Genomic DNA, 16,339 nt, shown 5'->3' with positions numbered 1-16,339 from the left:
GGGTTCGCGGGATCGAACCCACCCCGCCGGCCCAACTCGCAATGCCAGTCGACTGACAGTCGACTCTACCGGCCCCAGCCACGAGGGGCTGCGCCGTTGGCTGGAAACTACGGCCACCAGCCATGCCCGAACCGGGCGTAGTGATCCGCCGCCCGCTCGAACGGATTACGCGCACTCACGCCCCCGCACAGCAGGTACACCGGCAGGTACAGCGGCCCCAGCACCAGGTACTGGTACACGTGCGCCCGCTCATGGTCATCCAGCCGGATCAGCGGCTCCACGCCCCACCCCGCCTGGTGCGCGTAGGTCCGGCAGGATATGCCCAAGTCGTGGCCGGTATGCAGGATCACGTTGCCCAGGGTGATCGCCCCGCCCGGCCCCCACGGCCAGTGGTCGAAGATGAGCGCACAATCGCGGCCGCTCCAGCGCAGCTTCGCCCCGCCCAGCAGGCCGGCCAGCCCGCCGATCACGCCGATCAGCGTATTTGGCAGGGTCCAGGCCGCGCCCAGCACCTGCAGCGCGCGCAGCCAGACCGGCCAGGGCCGCGAGGCGGCGTTCAATCGGCCTCGTTCGGGATCAGCAGCCACAGGATCAGGTAGACCAGGATGCCGGGGAAAGCGGCCGAACCGATCGAAACCAGCACGAACAGGATCCGTACCAGGGTGGGGTTCCAGCCGAAGCGATGGGCAATGCCGCCCATCACGCCGGCGATCATCCGATCGTTCAACGAACGCGACAGCGTGCGTGGCGTGGTCTTCATGGTGGCACCTCCTCGGGAACCAGAAAGAGCAGTCGAGCGTGGCCCGACTCTACACCGCGGGTATGTCTACGGCGTGCGTTGACGCAGGGCCTGCAGGCGGGCGCCGAACCAGGCGGCGGCGGTCTGTTCAGCCTGTCCCGGGCACCGGATGCGATAGGCCTTGCCGCTCATGCTGCTCTGGCTGGCGGCGCGCTCGATGAACTGCTCGGCGCTGTCCACCTTGTTCTTTTTCAGCAGGTAGTCGTACTTGCGCTGCAGGTGCGCACGCGCCTCGGCCGCGTCGTGCCAGCTGCCATTGCGCTGGAACCTGCACTGCGCGCCATCGAGGCTGCCGATCAGCTGCGCGATCTCGCGCTGCGCCTGCGCGCCGGGCGCGGCGTGGGCGAGTGGCGCTGACAGCAGTGCGGCGAGGATCAGCGGAATACGGTACGTCATCATTTCCCCAAAGCAGTCGAGCATGGCTCGACCCTACAGGTCGCGGGCCTTCAGCCAGCCATCGATCGTCGCCGGCACTTCGCGCTGCGCGCGGCCGGACACGTAGATGCCGATATGCCCGCCGCGGAAACTGGATTCGGTGTAGTCGTCGGTACCCAGGCGCCCGCGCATCGCGCGCGAGGCATCCGGCGGCACCAGGTGGTCCTGCTCGGCGTAGATGTTCAGCACCGGCAGCGTCACCTGCGACAGATCCACCGCTTCCTCGCCGATCCGCACCGTGCCGTTCACCAGCCCGTTGCCCTGGTAGAACTGCTTGATGAAGTCACGGAACGCCTCGCCCGCTAGGTCTGGCGAATCGAAGATCCACTTCTCCATGCGCAGGAAATCCTCCAGCGCCGCCTTGTCGTCGAGGATGTCGAGCAGGCCTACGTACTTCTGCACGTTCAAGCGGAACGGCTTGAGCATCAGGTAGCTGGCATTCATCAGGTCGGCCGGGATGTTGCCCAGCGTGTCCACCAGCAGGTCCACGTCCACCTGCCGCGCCCAGTGCGAGAGCATGTTGTCGGCAGTGTGGAAATCGACCGGGGTGACCATGGTGATCAGGCTGCCCAGCTTCTGCCGGCGCAGCGCGGCATAGCACAGCGCGAACACGCCGCCCTGGCAGATGCCCAGCATGTCCACCGGGCCACCGCTGCGCGCGCGCAGCGCATCCACCGCGCCATCGATGTAGCGCAGCAGGTAGTCCTCCAGCGTCTGGAAGCGCTCGGAGCGGTCCGGGTAGCCCCAGTCCAGCACGTACACGTCCTGGCCCAGCGCCAGCAGCTTCTGCACCAGCGAACGGTCGGCCTGCAGGTCGACCATGTACGGCCGGTTCACCAGCGCGTAGACGATCAGCAGCGGCGGCCTGCGGGTCGGCGCCTGCTCGCCCACGAAGCGGTACAGCACCACCTTGCCGTCGCGCCAGACTTCCTCGCGCGCAGTGGCGCCATAGTCCACGTCCTCTACCTGCGGCAGCAGCTTCAGCCCTTCCATCAGCTTGCGCTGCATGGCCAGGGTTTCCTGCATCAGGTCATCGGCGTTGAAGCCCAGCGGTCCTTTCATCGGTCGTTATTTCCGCGCGGTGGTGCGGCGTGAGGCGGGCTTCGCCGGCGTCTTCTCTGTTGCCGCCTTCTTGGCAGGCGGCTTGGGCGCAGCGGATTTCTTCGCCGGCGCGGCCTTATTCGCGGGCTTGCGTGCGGCCGGCTTCACCCTGGCCGGCGCGGGCTGTGCCACCGGGTCGACCTCGGCGGTCCCGACCAGCACGGCCACCTGCGCCTGCAGGCGGCGCAGGCTGCGCTCCAGCTCGGCGATGCGTCGGTGGGCGGCATCCATCTCGCTGCGCGTGGGCAGGCCGATGCGCTCGCTCACCTGCTCGACCTCGCGCTGCAGGCCGGCACGCAGGCGCATCTGCGCGTTGCCGAGCGAGGCGTAGACCTGCTGGAACGCCTCGGACAGGGCGACCTTGGCGTAGGCCTCTTCGGCCACCTCGATCCACAGGTCGAACATCGCCCGCGCACTGGTCAACTGACTGCCCGGTTGTTCGTGCTCGGCCAGGCGCTTTTCGAACAGATCGAAGGCCTCTTCCAGCGCCTGCTTGATCTGGTCCACGTAGGCGCGCGAATGCTGCTGGTATTCCTCCTGCGCGCGCAGCAGGGTCTGCCAGCGCGCCTGGTGCTCACGGCCGGGGCCGAAGGCCGGGCTCTGCAGCCAGGGGCCGGCCTGCACCTGCCACTGCTGCAGCCACGCGGCGAACTCGGGCAGCGCGGCACCGGCCTGGGTGCTGCCGCGTGCACCCTGCAGCATCCACTGCAGCATGCCGTCGCCCTGCCCCTGCACGGCTTCGCGCCAGGCCTGGGCCACGTCGGCACTGCTGGCATCGCGGCCGGCGAATCGTGCGGCCACTTCCTGCATGGTGCCGTACCAGCTCCCGGCCTGCTCGCGGAAGCGGCGCAGCGCATCTTCCGGCGCGCCCTGTCCCTGTTCGGGCAGCAGCTGGGCCCACCAGTCGAACAGGCGCTGCCAGCTGCCCGGGTCATCGCCGGCCGGTGCCCCCGCCGTAGCGGCATGGCGCAGGGCATCGCCCCAGGCGCCGAAGTACTGGCGGGACAGGTTCTCGAAATCGCTGCTGCCGGCGTCGTGGGCCGAGCTGGTCATCGCGGGCCTCCGCTGGGCTGGGTCATGGCTTGGGAATGTGCAGGGTCTTGCTGATCATCAGCGAGCCGGACAGCGCGAACAGCAGCACCATCGGGTGCAGCTGCCACGGGCCGAGCTGCCACTGGCCGAACCAGAGGTCGTGGCCGATGGCATCGGTGCCGGCAGCAATGGCCAACACGATCACCAGCGCCAGGCTGGTCGGGATGGGCGTGCCCTCGAAGTACTTGACCTTGCCCTCGTCGCCGGACATCGCCTCGGCGGTGACGTTGTAGCGGGCCAGGCGGCTGACGCCGCAGCAGACGAAGTAGCTCAGCACCAGCCAGTCCCAGCCGCCCTGCATGCCGCAGGCATAGGCCAGCGCCGCCGGGGCCACGCCGAAGGAGATCACATCCGACAGCGAATCAAGCTCGCGGCCCAGAGTGGAGCTGGACTTGCGCCAGCGCGCGATGCGGCCGTCGAGGGCATCGAAGATGAAGGCCAGCGGGATCAGCGCCATGCCGAACATCAGGTAGCCACGCTCGCCGTCCTGCAGGAAGCGCATGGCGGCAAACACCGCCCCGGTGCCGCAGAAGGCGTTGGCCAGGGTGAACCAGTCCGCCAGTTGGAACTCACGCAGCATCGAGAAATGACGTTTCATGGGGTCTCACGGGGCATCAAGGCAGACAGGGTACCGCGAGCGCCGCCGCCGGTGACAGCGTTGGCATCAGCCGGCCTTCACCCGTACGTCACCCCTCATCACCGGCGGTGATTTTTTCGCCACCCATCTTGACAGCCTAGGGGGGTGGAGCCTGTCGCGGCTTATCCACAAAGTTGCCCACGCGTAATCCACACCCCCTGTGGACAACCTGGTCTCAAGGGCTGCGACGCTGGCCATTTGCTCATCACCTCGACGCGGGGTTTTCCTACTTCCCAATCCACTGACCCGGCGCTATGGTCACCGGCGGACCCGCCGACGCCACGTCCGATTCCTTCTTCATGGACGTTGTCGATGCTGGACGCACGCACCCTGGCCGCGCAGTTGCGGCACCCCCACGGCGAAGCCGCACTGGCCGTGGGCGAATCGATGAACCGCAGCAATGGCGAGCTCAACCGCGCCGCCATCACCCTGCTGGCGGTGGCGCCGGGCGAACAGGTACTGGAGATCGGCCCGGGCAATGCGGCCTACGCGCCCCTGCTGCTGCAGGCGGACGGCAGCCGCTACCTGGGCATCGAGTTGTCCACGGCGATGGTCGATGCCGGCAACCATCATCTGGCAGGTGCCGGCCTGGCCGATCGCGCCGCCCTGCGCCACGGCGATGCCCACGCGCTGCCGGTGGCCGACGCCTCGGTGGACGCCGCACTGGCGGTCAACACGCTGTATTTCTGGCCGAACCTGGCCCCGGTGCTGGGCGAACTGGCGCGCGTGCTCTGCCGCGGCGGCCGCCTGTGCCTGGCCTTCGGCGATGCCGGCTTCATGCGCAGCCTGCCGTTCGCTGCCGATTTCCAGCTGCATGAGCTCGATGCCGTGGAGCTGGCGCTGCGGGTGTCCGGCTTCAACGTCTCGGCCTGGCGCAGCCACCGGGAGACAGCCACCGGCAACGACGGGCAGTCGCGCGACAAGCATTTCCACCTGCTGCTGGCGCACCGGCGCTGAGCCACCCCGCCGCGCCGACAATCCGCCAGGCATGGCCCGGCGCTACCTGGAGGAGGCGGGCCGAAAATCCGCCGGGCATTGCCCAGCGCTACCCGGAGACAGCTGCATCGGTAGCGCCGGGCCATGCCCGGCGAGCGCAGCGGCGCCCCAATCACCTCAGAGGCGGCTGAACGCCCAGCTCTGCATGCGCCCGTCCCGGTACGGCATCACCCCGTGGAACGGGCGCGGGTCGGCGTCGAACACCAGTGGCAGGAAATTACGGTCGCCTTCCCACATCGGCAGCGTGTCCAGCTTGTCCAGGTCCACCCACTCCAGGGTGCCTTCGTAGTTGCCGCCGTGCGGACTGCCCTCGAAGCTATCGATGACGAACACGAAGCCGAACCAGTCCTCGCCATGCTTGCCGAAGCCCGGCCAGCTGATGGTGCCGCGCAGGCGCATGGCCGTGCAGTCGATGCCCGCTTCCTCGGCGATCTCGCGGCGCATGCCGGCGGCCACGTCCTCGGTCGGTTCAACCTTGCCGCCCAGGCCGTTGTACTTGCCCAGGTGGAGGTCACCGGGGCGGGTGTTGCGGTGGATCATCAGCACCTGGCGACGATCGGGCGAGAGCACATAGCCCAGGGTGGCGACGATTGGGGTATACGGCATGGGTGTGCATCCAGCGGCAGGTCAGCCCCGGATTATGGCCGATCAGCGCACCAGCGACAGGCGGCGCTCGGCCGGCAGCGCGACGCTGCCTTCCGGGTCACGGCGCAGGGTGGCCACGCCGTGGCCGCGCTCGGCCAGGTATTCCAGCCACTTGCCGAGGAAGGTGTTCATCCGCATGCGGTGGCTGATCAGCTCGGCCGGCGGCGGGTACAGGCCCATCGTGTCCTGCCAGCGGCGGCCCACGTAGCAGTGGGTCGTCTCGGCCTGGCGGGCGTCACGGTACAGGCGCACATAGGCCGAGGGGTCCGGCTCGCCGGTCACCGGGTCGGCCAGGTCGTAGGTCAGGCGCAGCTCCACCGTATAGCGGTGGCACTCGATGACGTCCAGGCGCACGTCCAAGCCGTCGCCGACCGAGGAGACGTAGCTGCCAGCGGTCAGTTCGGCCGGGGCGAACAGGCGCACCAGATGCCGGTAATTCTCGGCATACAGGCCCATCAGCCAGCTGAGCCGGCTCAGCCGGGGAATGCGTTCGGTGCGGGGCGAGGCGTGGGCCATGGGTCGATCCTACACGTTGGCCATACAACGTGGGGGCTGTATGGCCCCGGCCAAAGGGGGGGCGTTCAAACGCCGCCAACCCGCCGACAGCGCTCATGCCTGTAGAGCCGAGCCCACGCTCGGCTGGGCCGCCGGAGTCTGGCCGAAGATCAGCCGAGCGTGGGCTCGGCTCTACAGGGGGGGGCAGTCAATACATCTCGCGCTGCAGCCCCAACGTGCCCAGCACCTTGCTGGAAATCTCCTCGATCGAGGTGTGGGTGGTGCTCAGCGTCGGGATCCGTTCCATCTGGAACATCGCCTCGGCCGCAGCCACCTCGCGCTTGCAGGTTTCCAGGTTGGCGTAACGCGAGTTCGGGCGGCGCTCCTGGCGGATCTGCTGCAGCCGGTCCGGATCGATGGTCAGGCCAAATAGTTTCCGACGATAGTTTCTCAACCGCGGCGGCAGGCGGTCGCTCTCCAGATCCTCGTCGGTCAACGGGTAATTGGCCGCGCGCACCCCGTAATGCAGGGCCAGGTAGATGCAGGTGGGCGTCTTGCCGGCGCGCGACACCGCCACCAGGATCACGTCTGCATCGTCGTAATTCACCGCGATGCCGTCATCGTGGGTCAGGGCGAAGTTCATCGCGTTGATGCGGCGATGGTAGGTCTCGAAGTCCACCATGCCGTGGGCCTGGCCGACCCGGGCCAGGCGCGGGCTGGCCAGTTCACGCTCCAGCGGCTCGATGAACGGGGCGAACACGTCCAGCATCAGGGCCCCGCTTTCGGCCAGGATCAGGCTCAGGCTCTGGTCGACGCAGGAGTTCACCACGATGGGCCGGACCTGGTACCGCTCCCCCGCTGCCTGGATCCGGACACACGCTTCCCGGGCTTTTTCGGGGTCGTCGATGAACGACATTCGATCAGTGATGAAGCTGAACCCGGTGAACTGCGTGAGCAGGCTATGCCCAATGGTTTCAGCGGTGATACCGGTTCCATCGGAAACGTAGAACACCGGACGGATGGTCGACATACGCGGTTTTCACCCCTCTGAAGCTGAAAATGGTTGCAGCACAAGCTTGTGCCGACGGTACTGCGACCTGCATCATATCGGCTTCTTCCTACGGACGCGGCCATTCAGCCCGCCTCGGGCGATGGCCAAACGGAGCATCGCGCTTGAACGAGAACATCCTGTGGTTGCACGAACTGCGTCTGGGCGATCTGGCCCGCGTAGGCGGCAAGAATTCGTCGCTGGGCGAAATGATCGGCAACCTTGCCGGTCTGGGGGTCTCCGTCCCCGGCGGTTACGCCACGACCGCTGAAGCCTTCAAGGACTTCATTGCCCACAACGACCTGTCCAAGCGCATCTTCGACAAGCTGGCCACGCTCGACGTCGAAGACGTCAACGCGCTGACCGTCGCCGGCAAGGAAATCCGCACCTGGGTGATCGACGCCCCGCTGCAGCCGCAGCTGGACCAGGACATCCGCAGCGCCTACCAGCAGCTGTGCGACGAGAACGGCGGCGGCGAAGTGGCCGTTGCAGTGCGCTCCTCGGCCACCGCCGAAGATCTGCCCGATGCGTCCTTCGCCGGCCAGCAGGAAACCTTCCTGAACGTCACCGGTGCCGACGATGTCGTGCACAAGGTCAAGGAAGTGTTCGCCTCGCTGTACAACGACCGCGCCATCGCCTACCGCGTGCACCACGGCTTCAAGCACGAGGACGTGTTCCTGTCCGCCGGCGTGCAGCTGATGGTGCGTTCGGGCGTCGGTTCCTCCGGCGTGCTGTTCACCCTGGATACCGAGTCCGGCTTCCGTGACGTGGTGTTCGTCACCTCGTCGTTCGGTCTGGGCGAAATGGTCGTGCAGGGCGCGGTCAACCCGGACGAGTACTACGTCTACAAGCCCACCCTGCAGGCCGGCAAGCCGGCGATCCTGCGCCGCTCGCTCGGCAGCAAGGCGATCCGCATGGTGTATTCGGATGTCCCCGGCGAGCGCGTCAGGATCGAGGACACCCCGGTCGAACTGCGCAGCACCTTCTCCATCAGCGACGAGGACGTGCAGGAACTGTCCAAGCAGGCGCTGGTCATCGAAAAGCACTACGGCCGCCCGATGGACATCGAGTGGGCCAAGGACGGTGTCAGCGGCAAGCTGTTCATCGTGCAGGCACGCCCGGAAACGGTGAAGTCGCGCAGTCACGCCACCCAGATCGAGCGCTTCGCGCTGACTGAAAAGGGCGGCAACGTGCTGGCCGAAGGGCGCGCCGTCGGCGCCAAGATCGGCTCGGGCACCGCCCGCGTGGTCAAGACGCTGGAAGACATGAACCGCGTGCAGCCGGGCGACGTGCTGATCGCCGACATGACCGACCCCGATTGGGAGCCGGTGATGAAACGCGCTTCGGCCATCGTCACCAACCGTGGTGGCCGCACCTGCCACGCCGCGATCATCGCGCGCGAGCTGGGCGTGCCGGCCGTGGTCGGTTCGGGCAACGCCACCAAGGTGATCGAAGATGGCCAGCAGGTCACCGTCAGCTGCGCTGAAGGCGATACCGGCTTCATCTACGAAGGCAAGCTCGATTTCGAGCGCACCACCACCGATCTGGGCAACATGCCGCCGGCACCGTTGAAGATCATGATGAACGTGGCCAACCCGGAACGTGCCTTCGACTTCGGGCAGCTGCCGAACGCCGGCATCGGCCTGGCCCGCCTGGAAATGATCATCGCCAGCCACATCGGCATCCACCCCAATGCGCTGCTGGAATACGACCGCCAGGATGCGGCGACCAAGAAGAAGATCGACGAGAAGATCGCCGGTTATTCCGATCCGGTCGGCTTCTACGTGGACCGTCTGGCCGAAGGCATCGCCACCCTGACTGCCTCGGTCGCACCGAATCCGGTGATCGTGCGCCTGTCGGACTTCAAGTCCAACGAGTACGCGAACCTGATCGGCGGCAGCGGCTACGAGCCGCACGAAGAGAACCCGATGATCGGCTTCCGCGGCGCCAGCCGTTACGTCGACCCGAGCTTCTCGGCCGCCTTCGCGCTGGAGTGCAAGGCCGTGCTGCGCGTGCGCAATGAGATGGGCCTGGACAACCTGTGGGTCATGATCCCGTTCGTGCGCACACTGGAAGAAGGTCGCAAGGTCGTTGAGGTGCTGGCCCAGAATGGCCTGAAGCAGGGCGAGAACGGCCTGAAGATCATCATGATGTGCGAAGTGCCGTCCAACGCACTGCTCGCCGATGAGTTCCTGGAAATCTTCGACGGCTTCTCGATCGGCTCCAACGACCTGACCCAGCTGACCCTGGGCCTGGATCGCGATTCGTCCATCGTCGCGCACCTGTTCGACGAACGTAACCCGGCGGTGAAGAAGCTGCTGTCGATGGCCATCAAGGCCGCGCGCGCCAAGGGCAAGTACGTCGGCATCTGCGGCCAGGGCCCGTCCGATCACCCGGATCTGGCCGAGTGGCTGATGCAGGAAGGCATCGAGTCGCTGTCGCTGAATCCGGACACCGTGGTCGACACCTGGCTGCGCCTGGCCAAGCACAAGGCCAACGGTTAATCCGTTGATGGGCTGACGTCGCTTTCATTGGCGTCCGCCCATACTGCAGCTGCATGCACGCCCCGCCTCTGCGGGGCGTGCCTGTTTCTGGCGTCCGCACACGCCATGACCATCGCTGCAAAGGAGCCCGCATGACCGCCGCTGCCGTCCCGCCCGTCCCCGCCGCCACGTCCTGGTTCCATTCGCTCGACTGGGAACGCCTGCTGGAAACCTACGGCGTACCGTTGCTGGCGGCCATCGTCGTGCTGCTGGTCGGCATGTGGGTGGCACGACGCCTGTCCAATGCGCTGCCGCGCGCGACCTCGCGCATGGGCATGGACCCGATGCTGGGCAGCTTCCTGCGCAACGTGGTCTATGCCGCCTCGCTGGTGATCGTGGTAGTGCTGGCCATCGGCACGCTGGGCGTGCAGATCACCCCGCTGCTGGCCGTGCTCGGCACCGCCGGCCTGGCCGTCGGCCTGGCCCTGAAGGACTCGCTGTCCAACATCGCCTCCGGGGTGATGCTGGTGACCCTGCGTCCATTCCGCGTAGGCGATGTGGTGACCGTGGCCGGGCAGACCGGCACCGTGCGCGAAGTGCGCATCTTCCAGACCGTCATCACCGGCGCCGACAACCAGCACACCACCATCCCCAACACGCTGATCACCGCCGCGCCGATCATCAACCTCACCGCGGAGCCGACCCGCCGCGTCGAACTGGTGATCGGCATCGGCTACGAAGACAACATCCAGCTGGCACGCGAAACCGCCATCGCCTTGATGAAGGCCGACAGCCGCGTGCTGCCCTCGCCCGAGCCGGACGTGGTGGTGTACGAACTGGGCGACCACGCGATCAAGCTGGGCATCCGCTGCTTCACGAAGTCGGCCGACCAGTTCGGCACCAAGGTCACCCTGATGGAACAGATCAAGCTGGGCTACGACAACGCCGGCATCAACATTCCCTACCCGCAGCAGGACATGCACCTGTACCTGCATGGCAAGGACGGCGGCGTGGTCGAGGCCGATGCGCTGGTACGCGACAAGCCCTGATTGTCGAGGTAGCGCCGGGCCATGCCCGGCGGAGTTCGTTGATGCCGCGCGGTGCGCTCACCGGGCATGGCCCGGCGCGATCGGCATCCACCACCGATCGGCGTCAGGCCTCCGCGGCCTCTTCCAACGCCGGGTAATCGATGAGCCCGGCGGCGCCGCCACCGAAATACGTCGCGCGATCCGGCGCATTCAATTCCGCGCCCACCCGCAGCCGCTCCGGCAGGTCGGGATTGGCGATGAACGGCCGACCGAAACCGATCAGGTCCGCCCAGCCCCCGGCCAGCGCCCGCTCGGCACGCTCGGCGGTGTACTTGCCGGCGTAGATCAGCGTACCCGGGTAGACCATGCGCAGTGCCTGCTTGAACGCCACCGGCATCAGCGGCGCATCCTCCCAGTCGGCCTCGGCGATGTGCAGGTAGCCCACGCCCAGCTCGCCCAGCAGGTGCGCGGCGGCCAGGTAGGTCGCCTGCGGCGTATCATCCACCGCGCCCTGCAGCGTGGTCAGCGGCGCCAGGCGCACGCCGACGCGCTCGCCCCCGGCCACGGCCACCACCGCCTGCACCACCTCGCGCAGGAAGCGCAGGCGGTTCTGCAGTGCGCCACCGTAGCCGTCGGTGCGCTGGTTGGCCTGCGAATCGATGAACTGGTTGATCAGGTAGCCATTGGCGCCGTGCAGCTCCACACCATCAAAGCCTGCGGCCAGCGCATTGCGGGTGGCCTGCGCGCAGTCGGCGATGATGCCCGGAATCTCGCTCTCGGCCAGCGCACGCGGCATCGAGTGCGGGATCATCTCGCCCACGCCCGCCTCGGGGCCGGCGCCGGTCGGGTCGACGAACACCTTCACCCCCTCGGCCAGCAGCGCCGAGGACGAGACCGGCGCCGCGCCATCGGGCTGCAGGGCGACATGGGAGACGCGGCCGACGTGCCACAGCTGCGCGTAGATGCGGCCACCAGCAGCATGCACCGCATCGGTCACTTGCCGCCAGCCCTGCACCTGTTCCTCGCTGTGGATGCCCGGGGTCCAGGCATAGCCCTGCCCCTGCGGGCTGATCTGGGTGCCTTCGCTGACGATCAGGCCGGCACCGGCGCGCTGCGCGTAGTACTCCGCCATCTGTGCGGTGGCGACGTTGCCGGCGGCTGCCCGCGAACGGGTCATCGGCGGCATCACGATGCGGTTGGGCAGCAACAGCGGGCCCAGAGTGTGGGGGGTGAACAACATGGCGCATTCTCTTGCGGGGGGACTGCCCGCAAGAATGAGGATGAGGCGTGGCCCGCAACAGGCGCGGATGGGCAAAACAGTTGTGCCGTGGAGGCAAGGGTGGAGGCGAGGCGGATCCCTTTCCGCAGGAAAGGGCTCTGACCCCGTTTGCAGACCCCGGTTACAGCGTCGGCTCGATCTTCAACGCACCATGAGCCACCCGGTCATAGCAGGTGCGCACCACATCCTCGCCGTACTTCAGCTCCAGCCGGCGCACGATGAAATGACCGCGTGCCATGTCCTGGTAGTAGTCGGTGAACATCGTATTGAGGGTGGCGCCAGCCGCAGCACCCACGATCGGCACCGCCTGCGCGGCGAACTTCTCGGTTACCACCACGCCGAAGCGCGCGGCCACTTTCTCCACCAGCTTGGCCAGCAGCTTGCCGGCCTCCTTTGGTGCCACGCCCAGAGTCAGGTCGCGGCCGGTCACCACGCGCCCGGCCAGCTCGGCCGACAGGTGGCGCATCACATCGGTGGTGAAGCCACGGGCCAGGTAGTAGCCAGTTTCGCTAGCATCGTCGCGCGGCGAGTTGCCACCCAGCGCGAACACCTCCAGACAGGCCTGGCGGGTGCTGAAGTGGGCCAGGTCGAAGCCCTCGCTGCGGGCTACGTCGGCCACGGCGCGCATCATGATGGTGGTCGACACCGGCAGCTCGATGAACAGCGCGGCGAAGCCGAACGCACCGCCCACCGCACCGGACGTGGCCGCCGCCAGCTTGTGCCAGCGGGTCGAGGCCGATTTGCCCGGCGTATTGCCCATGCTCCACAGCGCGGCCTGCGCGGATTTCGACAGTGCCGCCTCGACCGCACCATGGATGCGCCCGGAAATGGACTTGGGCAGGGCCTTCACCGCGAACTCCAGCGGCGTACCGACCAGATTGGCCATGCGCGCGGTGATCGTCGGCGCTTCCAGCAGGACGACCGCCCGCTGCAGGTCGGCCCAGTCCTGGGCATCGTGGGCGATATCGCGGGGCAGCAGGATGGGCTCGTTCATGGGGCCGATCATAGCGCCGGCCAGTTGAACGTCTGGTGGTGGTCGCGTGGGCGCGGGGCTATGGTCGCCAAAGCCGCCCCATCTGCCGAGCGGCCTGGATGAATCATCACAAGGACGCGCCATGCACGTACGATTGCTGCTGCTCTGTACCCTCTTCCTGGCTGGGCTGGGCATTTCACAACACGCCAAGGCCGAAGGCCGCTGCCCGCCGGGGCAGTACCCCATCGGCAGCGCCAATGGTGTCCTGGGGTGCGCCCCGATCCCGGGCGCCGGTGACAGCGGCGGCAGCAACGCGCCGCCCCCCTACATCCAGTCAGTGAAGATGGTTCCGCGCTGGATCAGCTATGCGCGCTCGCCAGATGGCCTGGTGATGGGCTGGAGCGTTCGCCAGCACAAGGAAAGAGCATCCGACAGGCAGGCACTGAAAGCCTGCAACAAGCGCAGCGGACAGAAATGCGAGATCGTCGCCAGGGTGACAAACGAGCAGTGCGCCTATGCGATGGTCCACAGGGACACCAGCCAGCTTGAAGTCGTGCTGGGTACCGATGTAATGGAGCTGCCCCAGGAAGTCGCGCAACGCTCATGCCCCAATGGCTGCCGGAACATTCAGTTCGAGTGCGCGCGACCGTTCGACGTGCACGACGGTGCGCCAACCTACGGGCCGAACTGGTATCCCTGAGGCAAAGCGCTTCGCTTCGGCGCAGCGGTGCCGGCCAGCGGCCGGCACTGCCGATCAGGCGGTCGGCAGGCCCGACAGCGCGCCCATGAACTGGCGGTAGTGGCGCAGCTCGGCAATCGAGTCGTGCACGTCGCTCAGCGCGGTGTGGTTGCTGTTCTTGGCCAGGCCGGCAGCCACCGTCGGCGCCCAGCGCTTGGCCAGTTCCTTCACCGTGGACACGTCCAGGTTGCGGTAGTGGAAGTACTTTTCCAGGCGCGGCATCTGCCGGTGCAGGAAGCGGCGGTCCTGGCAGATCGAGTTGCCGCTCATCGGCGAAACGCCGGCCGGAATCCACTCCGCCAGGAAGTTCACGGTCTGCGCTTCGGCCTGGGCCAGGGTGGTGGTGCTGTCCAGCACGCGCTGCCACAGACCGGAACGACGGTGCTGGTTGCGGTTCCACTCGTCCATCGCTTCCAGCGTTTCCAGCGAATGGTGGATGGCGAATTCCGGGCCTTCGGCCAGCACGTTCAGCTGGGCATCGGTGACCACGGTGGCGATCTCGATGATCGAATCGTTGTCGGTATCCAACCCGGTCATTTCCAGGTCGATCCAGATCAGTCGCTCGTTGGCCGCGCCGTTCTCCACCATCGTGTCGCCTCGTTGCTGGGCAGGCAGGACGCCCACCGGAAAAGGAAAGAGGCGCCCATCATACCCTTTCGCTGCTCAGGCCTCGCCGGCATGGTCTTCCAGCAGCAGCGGCGGCTTGCCACGCTTGGCCCGGAAGTAATTGGTCAGGCGCAGGCTGGCCTCCTTGGCCAGCACGCCGCCGTGGATCTCCACCCGGTGGTTGTGGCGGTCATCGCCCAAGAGGTTGAACACGCTGCCGCAGGCGCCGGTCTTGGGGTCGCTGGCACCGTAGACCAGCCGTGCCACCCGCGCGTGCACGATGGCCATGGCGCACATCGCACACGGCTCCAGCGTCACGTACAGGGTGCTGCCGATCAGCCGGTGGTTGGCCAGCGCCTTCCCCCCCTCGCGCATCGCCACGATCTCGGCATGCGCGCTGGGATCGTGCGAGGCGATGTTGAGGTTCCAGCCCTCGCCCAGCAGCTGGCCATCGGCGCCCACCAGCACCGCGCCCACCGGAATCTCGTCGAACTCGTGCTGCGCGCGTTCGGCCAAGGCCAGCGCGTGGCGCATCCAGTGTTCGTCGGCGTCGTGCACAGGCACGCCCAGGGTGTCGGTCATGAGGGTTCTCGGCGTCAGGCAGTTCACGCGGCGGCAGTGTAGCGCGCTTCGGCCAACGCCGACCCGCAGGGGCCTGCACCGCTAGACTGGCGTTCCGCAGCACCTTGAGCACGTCCATGAACACACTCCGTCCCTCGCGCGCCTCCGACGGCGATGCTGTTGTCGATCTATGGCGCCGCGCCGTGGATGCCACCCACGATTTCCTCAGCGCTGAGGATCGCCGCGCCATCGATGCCGAAGTGGTCGGCTTCCTGCCACAGGCGCCGCTGCTGCTGGCCGTCGACGTCGAGGATGGCCCGCAGGGCTTCATGCTGCTTGATGGCAGCCATATGGAAGCACTGTTCATCGACCCGGAGGTGCATGGCCAGGGCATCGGCCGGCAACTGGTCGAGCGCGCACTGGCCCAGCACAGCACGCTGACCACCGACGTCAACGCACAGAACGCGCAGGCGCTGGGCTTCTACCTGCGCATGGGCTTTGTCGAAACCGGGCGTTCAGAGGTGGATTCGCAGGGCCGCCCCTATCCGCTCATCCATCTGCGCCACGGCGGCTGACGCACACTGGCAGCGGCACGCCCTGCCCCGCCCGCGCGCTAGCCGGGCGGGCCGGCCTCGAATGCGGGCGAGTAACTGACCTCGCCGCGCGGCATCGGCGCCTGCAGCAGCAGCGCCTGGAAGTACTCCGCTGGCACGCCGGGCAGCACCAGACCCGGCACGCAGCGGAAGCCAAAGCGACCGTAATAGGCCGGCTCGCCCAGCAGCACGCAACCACGCGCACCGATGGCCTGCAATGCATCCAGCGCAGCCTGCATCAGCGCAGCGCCGACACCCTGCCCCTGATGCAGCGGGTCCACTGAAATCGGCCCCAGGCCGAACCATCCCGCGCTGCCATCGCTGACCGCCACCGGCGACACCGCCACGTGACCGATCACCTGCCCGTCCCGCACCGCCACCTGCGAGACCACCAGTTCGCCGCGCTCGCGCAGTGCATCGACGATGTACTGCTCGGTGTGGCTGCTGTGCGCTGCGTCCTTGAAGGCTGCCGCCGTCACCGCATGGATGGCCGCGATGTCGGCCGGCGTTTCAGCACGGATGGCGTAGGTCATGGCACGTTCGAACGCGGAGTGAGGGGTGGTGACAAGCATGCCTGCAATGCGCGCGTGCGGCACACAGCGGCCTGAGTCACCAATGTGAATTGACCAACCCCATCACGATTCGGCTGATCCATCGACGGAAAATGCCAATATCCCGGCACATTCACCGGAGAAACGGTGGAATATCGTCAAGAAGCCGTCCCATAATCGAGACGTCCTGCTGCCAAGGAACGGAAACCTATCGTGTTTTCCCGTCGCACCGGCCATGACCAGGAACGTCCTTCGACAGGTCGCCTTGTGACCTGTCA

The 16,339-nt window shown here is 67.1% G+C and carries 19 protein-coding genes; 5 read left to right on the top strand and 14 right to left on the bottom strand.

Going from position 1 to position 16,339, the window contains the following annotated elements; all coding sequences use genetic code 11:
* Window positions 1-107 precede the first annotated feature (107 nt).
* The 6 genes from DCO49_RS02710 to DCO49_RS02685 all read right to left on the bottom strand — a co-directional run bounded on the left by DCO49_RS02710 (window position 108) and on the right by DCO49_RS02685 (window position 4,025).
* The gene (locus tag DCO49_RS02710) at window positions 108-560 is read right to left on the bottom strand and encodes a hypothetical protein (protein ID WP_116862695.1); all 453 of its coding nucleotides are present in this window, start codon (window positions 558-560) and stop codon (window positions 108-110) included.
* The gene (locus tag DCO49_RS02705; protein ID WP_116862694.1) at window positions 557-760 is read right to left on the bottom strand and encodes a PspC domain-containing protein; all 204 of its coding nucleotides are present in this window, start codon (window positions 758-760) and stop codon (window positions 557-559) included. Before DCO49_RS02705 ends, DCO49_RS02710 begins: the two co-directional genes overlap by 4 nt.
* A gap of 66 nt (window positions 761-826) precedes the next feature.
* Window positions 827-1,195 (bottom strand): YfeK family protein, encoded by a 369-nt coding sequence (locus DCO49_RS02700; protein WP_116862703.1) that lies wholly within the window; start codon window positions 1,193-1,195, stop codon window positions 827-829.
* Window positions 1,196-1,228: 33 nt separating this feature from the next.
* Complete coding sequence (gene phaC, locus DCO49_RS02695; protein WP_116862693.1) at window positions 1,229-2,296, bottom strand: class III poly(R)-hydroxyalkanoic acid synthase subunit PhaC; 1,068 nt, start codon at window positions 2,294-2,296, stop codon at window positions 1,229-1,231.
* A gap of 6 nt (window positions 2,297-2,302) precedes the next feature.
* Window positions 2,303-3,388: a class III poly(R)-hydroxyalkanoic acid synthase subunit PhaE gene (gene phaE, locus DCO49_RS02690; RefSeq protein ID WP_116862692.1), complete on the bottom strand. Its 1,086-nt coding sequence runs from the start codon at window positions 3,386-3,388 to the stop codon at window positions 2,303-2,305.
* A gap of 22 nt (window positions 3,389-3,410) precedes the next feature.
* A complete protein-coding gene (locus DCO49_RS02685) occupies window positions 3,411-4,025 on the bottom strand; it encodes a phosphatidylcholine/phosphatidylserine synthase (protein ID WP_116862691.1) in 615 nt (204 codons plus the stop codon).
* 345 nt (window positions 4,026-4,370) lie between these two features.
* Here DCO49_RS02685 and DCO49_RS02680 point away from each other — a divergent pair, with 345 nt between their 5' ends.
* Window positions 4,371-5,021, top strand: a complete 651-nt coding sequence (locus tag DCO49_RS02680) for a class I SAM-dependent methyltransferase (protein ID WP_116862690.1) — start codon at window positions 4,371-4,373, stop codon at window positions 5,019-5,021.
* A gap of 156 nt (window positions 5,022-5,177) precedes the next feature.
* Here DCO49_RS02680 and DCO49_RS02675 read toward each other — a convergent pair whose 3' ends face one another.
* The 3 genes from DCO49_RS02675 to DCO49_RS02665 form a co-directional block, all read right to left on the bottom strand.
* A complete protein-coding gene (locus tag DCO49_RS02675; protein ID WP_116862689.1) occupies window positions 5,178-5,666 on the bottom strand; it encodes an 8-oxo-dGTP diphosphatase in 489 nt (162 codons plus the stop codon).
* Window positions 5,667-5,708: 42 nt separating this feature from the next.
* Complete coding sequence (locus DCO49_RS02670) at window positions 5,709-6,221, bottom strand: DUF1249 domain-containing protein (protein ID WP_108769174.1); 513 nt, start codon at window positions 6,219-6,221, stop codon at window positions 5,709-5,711.
* A gap of 187 nt (window positions 6,222-6,408) precedes the next feature.
* The gene (locus DCO49_RS02665; protein WP_116862688.1) at window positions 6,409-7,230 is read right to left on the bottom strand and encodes a pyruvate, water dikinase regulatory protein; all 822 of its coding nucleotides are present in this window, start codon (window positions 7,228-7,230) and stop codon (window positions 6,409-6,411) included.
* Between the two features lie 143 nt (window positions 7,231-7,373).
* Here DCO49_RS02665 and ppsA point away from each other — a divergent pair, with 143 nt between their 5' ends.
* A complete protein-coding gene (gene ppsA / locus DCO49_RS02660) occupies window positions 7,374-9,752 on the top strand; it encodes a phosphoenolpyruvate synthase (protein WP_116862687.1) in 2,379 nt (792 codons plus the stop codon).
* A 131-nt stretch (window positions 9,753-9,883) separates the two neighbouring features.
* Window positions 9,884-10,780, top strand: coding sequence for a mechanosensitive ion channel domain-containing protein (locus DCO49_RS02655; RefSeq protein WP_116862686.1), 897 nt, complete (start codon window positions 9,884-9,886; stop codon window positions 10,778-10,780).
* Window positions 10,781-10,883: 103 nt separating this feature from the next.
* Here DCO49_RS02655 and DCO49_RS02650 read toward each other — a convergent pair whose 3' ends face one another.
* The gene (locus DCO49_RS02650; protein WP_116862685.1) at window positions 10,884-11,999 is read right to left on the bottom strand and encodes an alkene reductase; all 1,116 of its coding nucleotides are present in this window, start codon (window positions 11,997-11,999) and stop codon (window positions 10,884-10,886) included.
* A gap of 160 nt (window positions 12,000-12,159) precedes the next feature.
* The gene (locus DCO49_RS02645) at window positions 12,160-13,032 is read right to left on the bottom strand and encodes an EcsC family protein (RefSeq protein ID WP_116862684.1); all 873 of its coding nucleotides are present in this window, start codon (window positions 13,030-13,032) and stop codon (window positions 12,160-12,162) included.
* A gap of 121 nt (window positions 13,033-13,153) precedes the next feature.
* On the opposite strand from DCO49_RS02645, the gene DCO49_RS02640 reads away from it, so the two are divergent.
* The gene (locus DCO49_RS02640) at window positions 13,154-13,711 is read left to right on the top strand and encodes a DUF4189 domain-containing protein (RefSeq protein WP_116862683.1); all 558 of its coding nucleotides are present in this window, start codon (window positions 13,154-13,156) and stop codon (window positions 13,709-13,711) included.
* Window positions 13,712-13,765: 54 nt separating this feature from the next.
* Here DCO49_RS02640 and orn read toward each other — a convergent pair whose 3' ends face one another.
* The gene (orn, locus tag DCO49_RS02635; RefSeq protein WP_116862682.1) at window positions 13,766-14,338 is read right to left on the bottom strand and encodes an oligoribonuclease; all 573 of its coding nucleotides are present in this window, start codon (window positions 14,336-14,338) and stop codon (window positions 13,766-13,768) included.
* A gap of 75 nt (window positions 14,339-14,413) precedes the next feature.
* Window positions 14,414-14,938 carry a tRNA adenosine(34) deaminase TadA gene (tadA, locus tag DCO49_RS02630; RefSeq protein WP_116862681.1) on the bottom strand — a complete coding sequence of 175 codons (525 nt, stop codon included), beginning with the start codon at window positions 14,936-14,938 and terminating at the stop codon, window positions 14,414-14,416.
* 116 nt (window positions 14,939-15,054) lie between these two features.
* Here tadA and DCO49_RS02625 point away from each other — a divergent pair, with 116 nt between their 5' ends.
* Window positions 15,055-15,492 carry an acetyltransferase gene (locus DCO49_RS02625; protein ID WP_116862680.1) on the top strand — a complete coding sequence of 146 codons (438 nt, stop codon included), beginning with the start codon at window positions 15,055-15,057 and terminating at the stop codon, window positions 15,490-15,492.
* Window positions 15,493-15,530: 38 nt separating this feature from the next.
* Here the strand turns inward: DCO49_RS02625 and DCO49_RS02620 are convergent, their stop codons facing one another.
* The gene (locus DCO49_RS02620) at window positions 15,531-16,043 is read right to left on the bottom strand and encodes an N-acetyltransferase (RefSeq protein ID WP_116862679.1); all 513 of its coding nucleotides are present in this window, start codon (window positions 16,041-16,043) and stop codon (window positions 15,531-15,533) included.
* Window positions 16,044-16,339: the final 296 nt, after the last annotated feature.

The sequence above is a fragment of the Stenotrophomonas sp. SPM genome, from assembly GCF_003105135.1.
GTDB lineage: Bacteria > Pseudomonadota > Gammaproteobacteria > Xanthomonadales > Xanthomonadaceae > Stenotrophomonas.
The sequence above is the reverse complement of the archived record's forward strand: the minus strand, read 5'-3'. Positions and strand labels throughout refer to the sequence as shown.

Coding starts and splice junctions, on each gene's coding strand:
- DCO49_RS02705 (WP_116862694.1), bottom strand. CDS start 760: ATGAAGACCACGCCACGCACGCTGTCGCGTTCGTTGAACGATCGGATG.
- DCO49_RS02700 (WP_116862703.1), bottom strand. CDS start 1,195: ATGACGTACCGTATTCCGCTGATCCTCGCCGCACTGCTGTCAGCGCCA.
- phaC (WP_116862693.1), bottom strand. CDS start 2,296: ATGAAAGGACCGCTGGGCTTCAACGCCGATGACCTGATGCAGGAAACC.
- phaE (WP_116862692.1), bottom strand. CDS start 3,388: ATGACCAGCTCGGCCCACGACGCCGGCAGCAGCGATTTCGAGAACCTG.
- DCO49_RS02685 (WP_116862691.1), bottom strand. CDS start 4,025: ATGAAACGTCATTTCTCGATGCTGCGTGAGTTCCAACTGGCGGACTGG.
- DCO49_RS02675 (WP_116862689.1), bottom strand. CDS start 5,666: ATGCCGTATACCCCAATCGTCGCCACCCTGGGCTATGTGCTCTCGCCC.
- DCO49_RS02670 (WP_108769174.1), bottom strand. CDS start 6,221: ATGGCCCACGCCTCGCCCCGCACCGAACGCATTCCCCGGCTGAGCCGG.
- DCO49_RS02665 (WP_116862688.1), bottom strand. CDS start 7,230: ATGTCGACCATCCGTCCGGTGTTCTACGTTTCCGATGGAACCGGTATC.
- DCO49_RS02655 (WP_116862686.1), top strand. CDS start 9,884: ATGACCGCCGCTGCCGTCCCGCCCGTCCCCGCCGCCACGTCCTGGTTC.
- DCO49_RS02650 (WP_116862685.1), bottom strand. CDS start 11,999: ATGTTGTTCACCCCCCACACTCTGGGCCCGCTGTTGCTGCCCAACCGC.
- DCO49_RS02645 (WP_116862684.1), bottom strand. CDS start 13,032: ATGAACGAGCCCATCCTGCTGCCCCGCGATATCGCCCACGATGCCCAG.
- DCO49_RS02640 (WP_116862683.1), top strand. CDS start 13,154: ATGCACGTACGATTGCTGCTGCTCTGTACCCTCTTCCTGGCTGGGCTG.
- orn (WP_116862682.1), bottom strand. CDS start 14,338: ATGGTGGAGAACGGCGCGGCCAACGAGCGACTGATCTGGATCGACCTG.
- tadA (WP_116862681.1), bottom strand. CDS start 14,938: ATGACCGACACCCTGGGCGTGCCTGTGCACGACGCCGACGAACACTGG.
- DCO49_RS02625 (WP_116862680.1), top strand. CDS start 15,055: ATGAACACACTCCGTCCCTCGCGCGCCTCCGACGGCGATGCTGTTGTC.
- DCO49_RS02620 (WP_116862679.1), bottom strand. CDS start 16,043: ATGACCTACGCCATCCGTGCTGAAACGCCGGCCGACATCGCGGCCATC.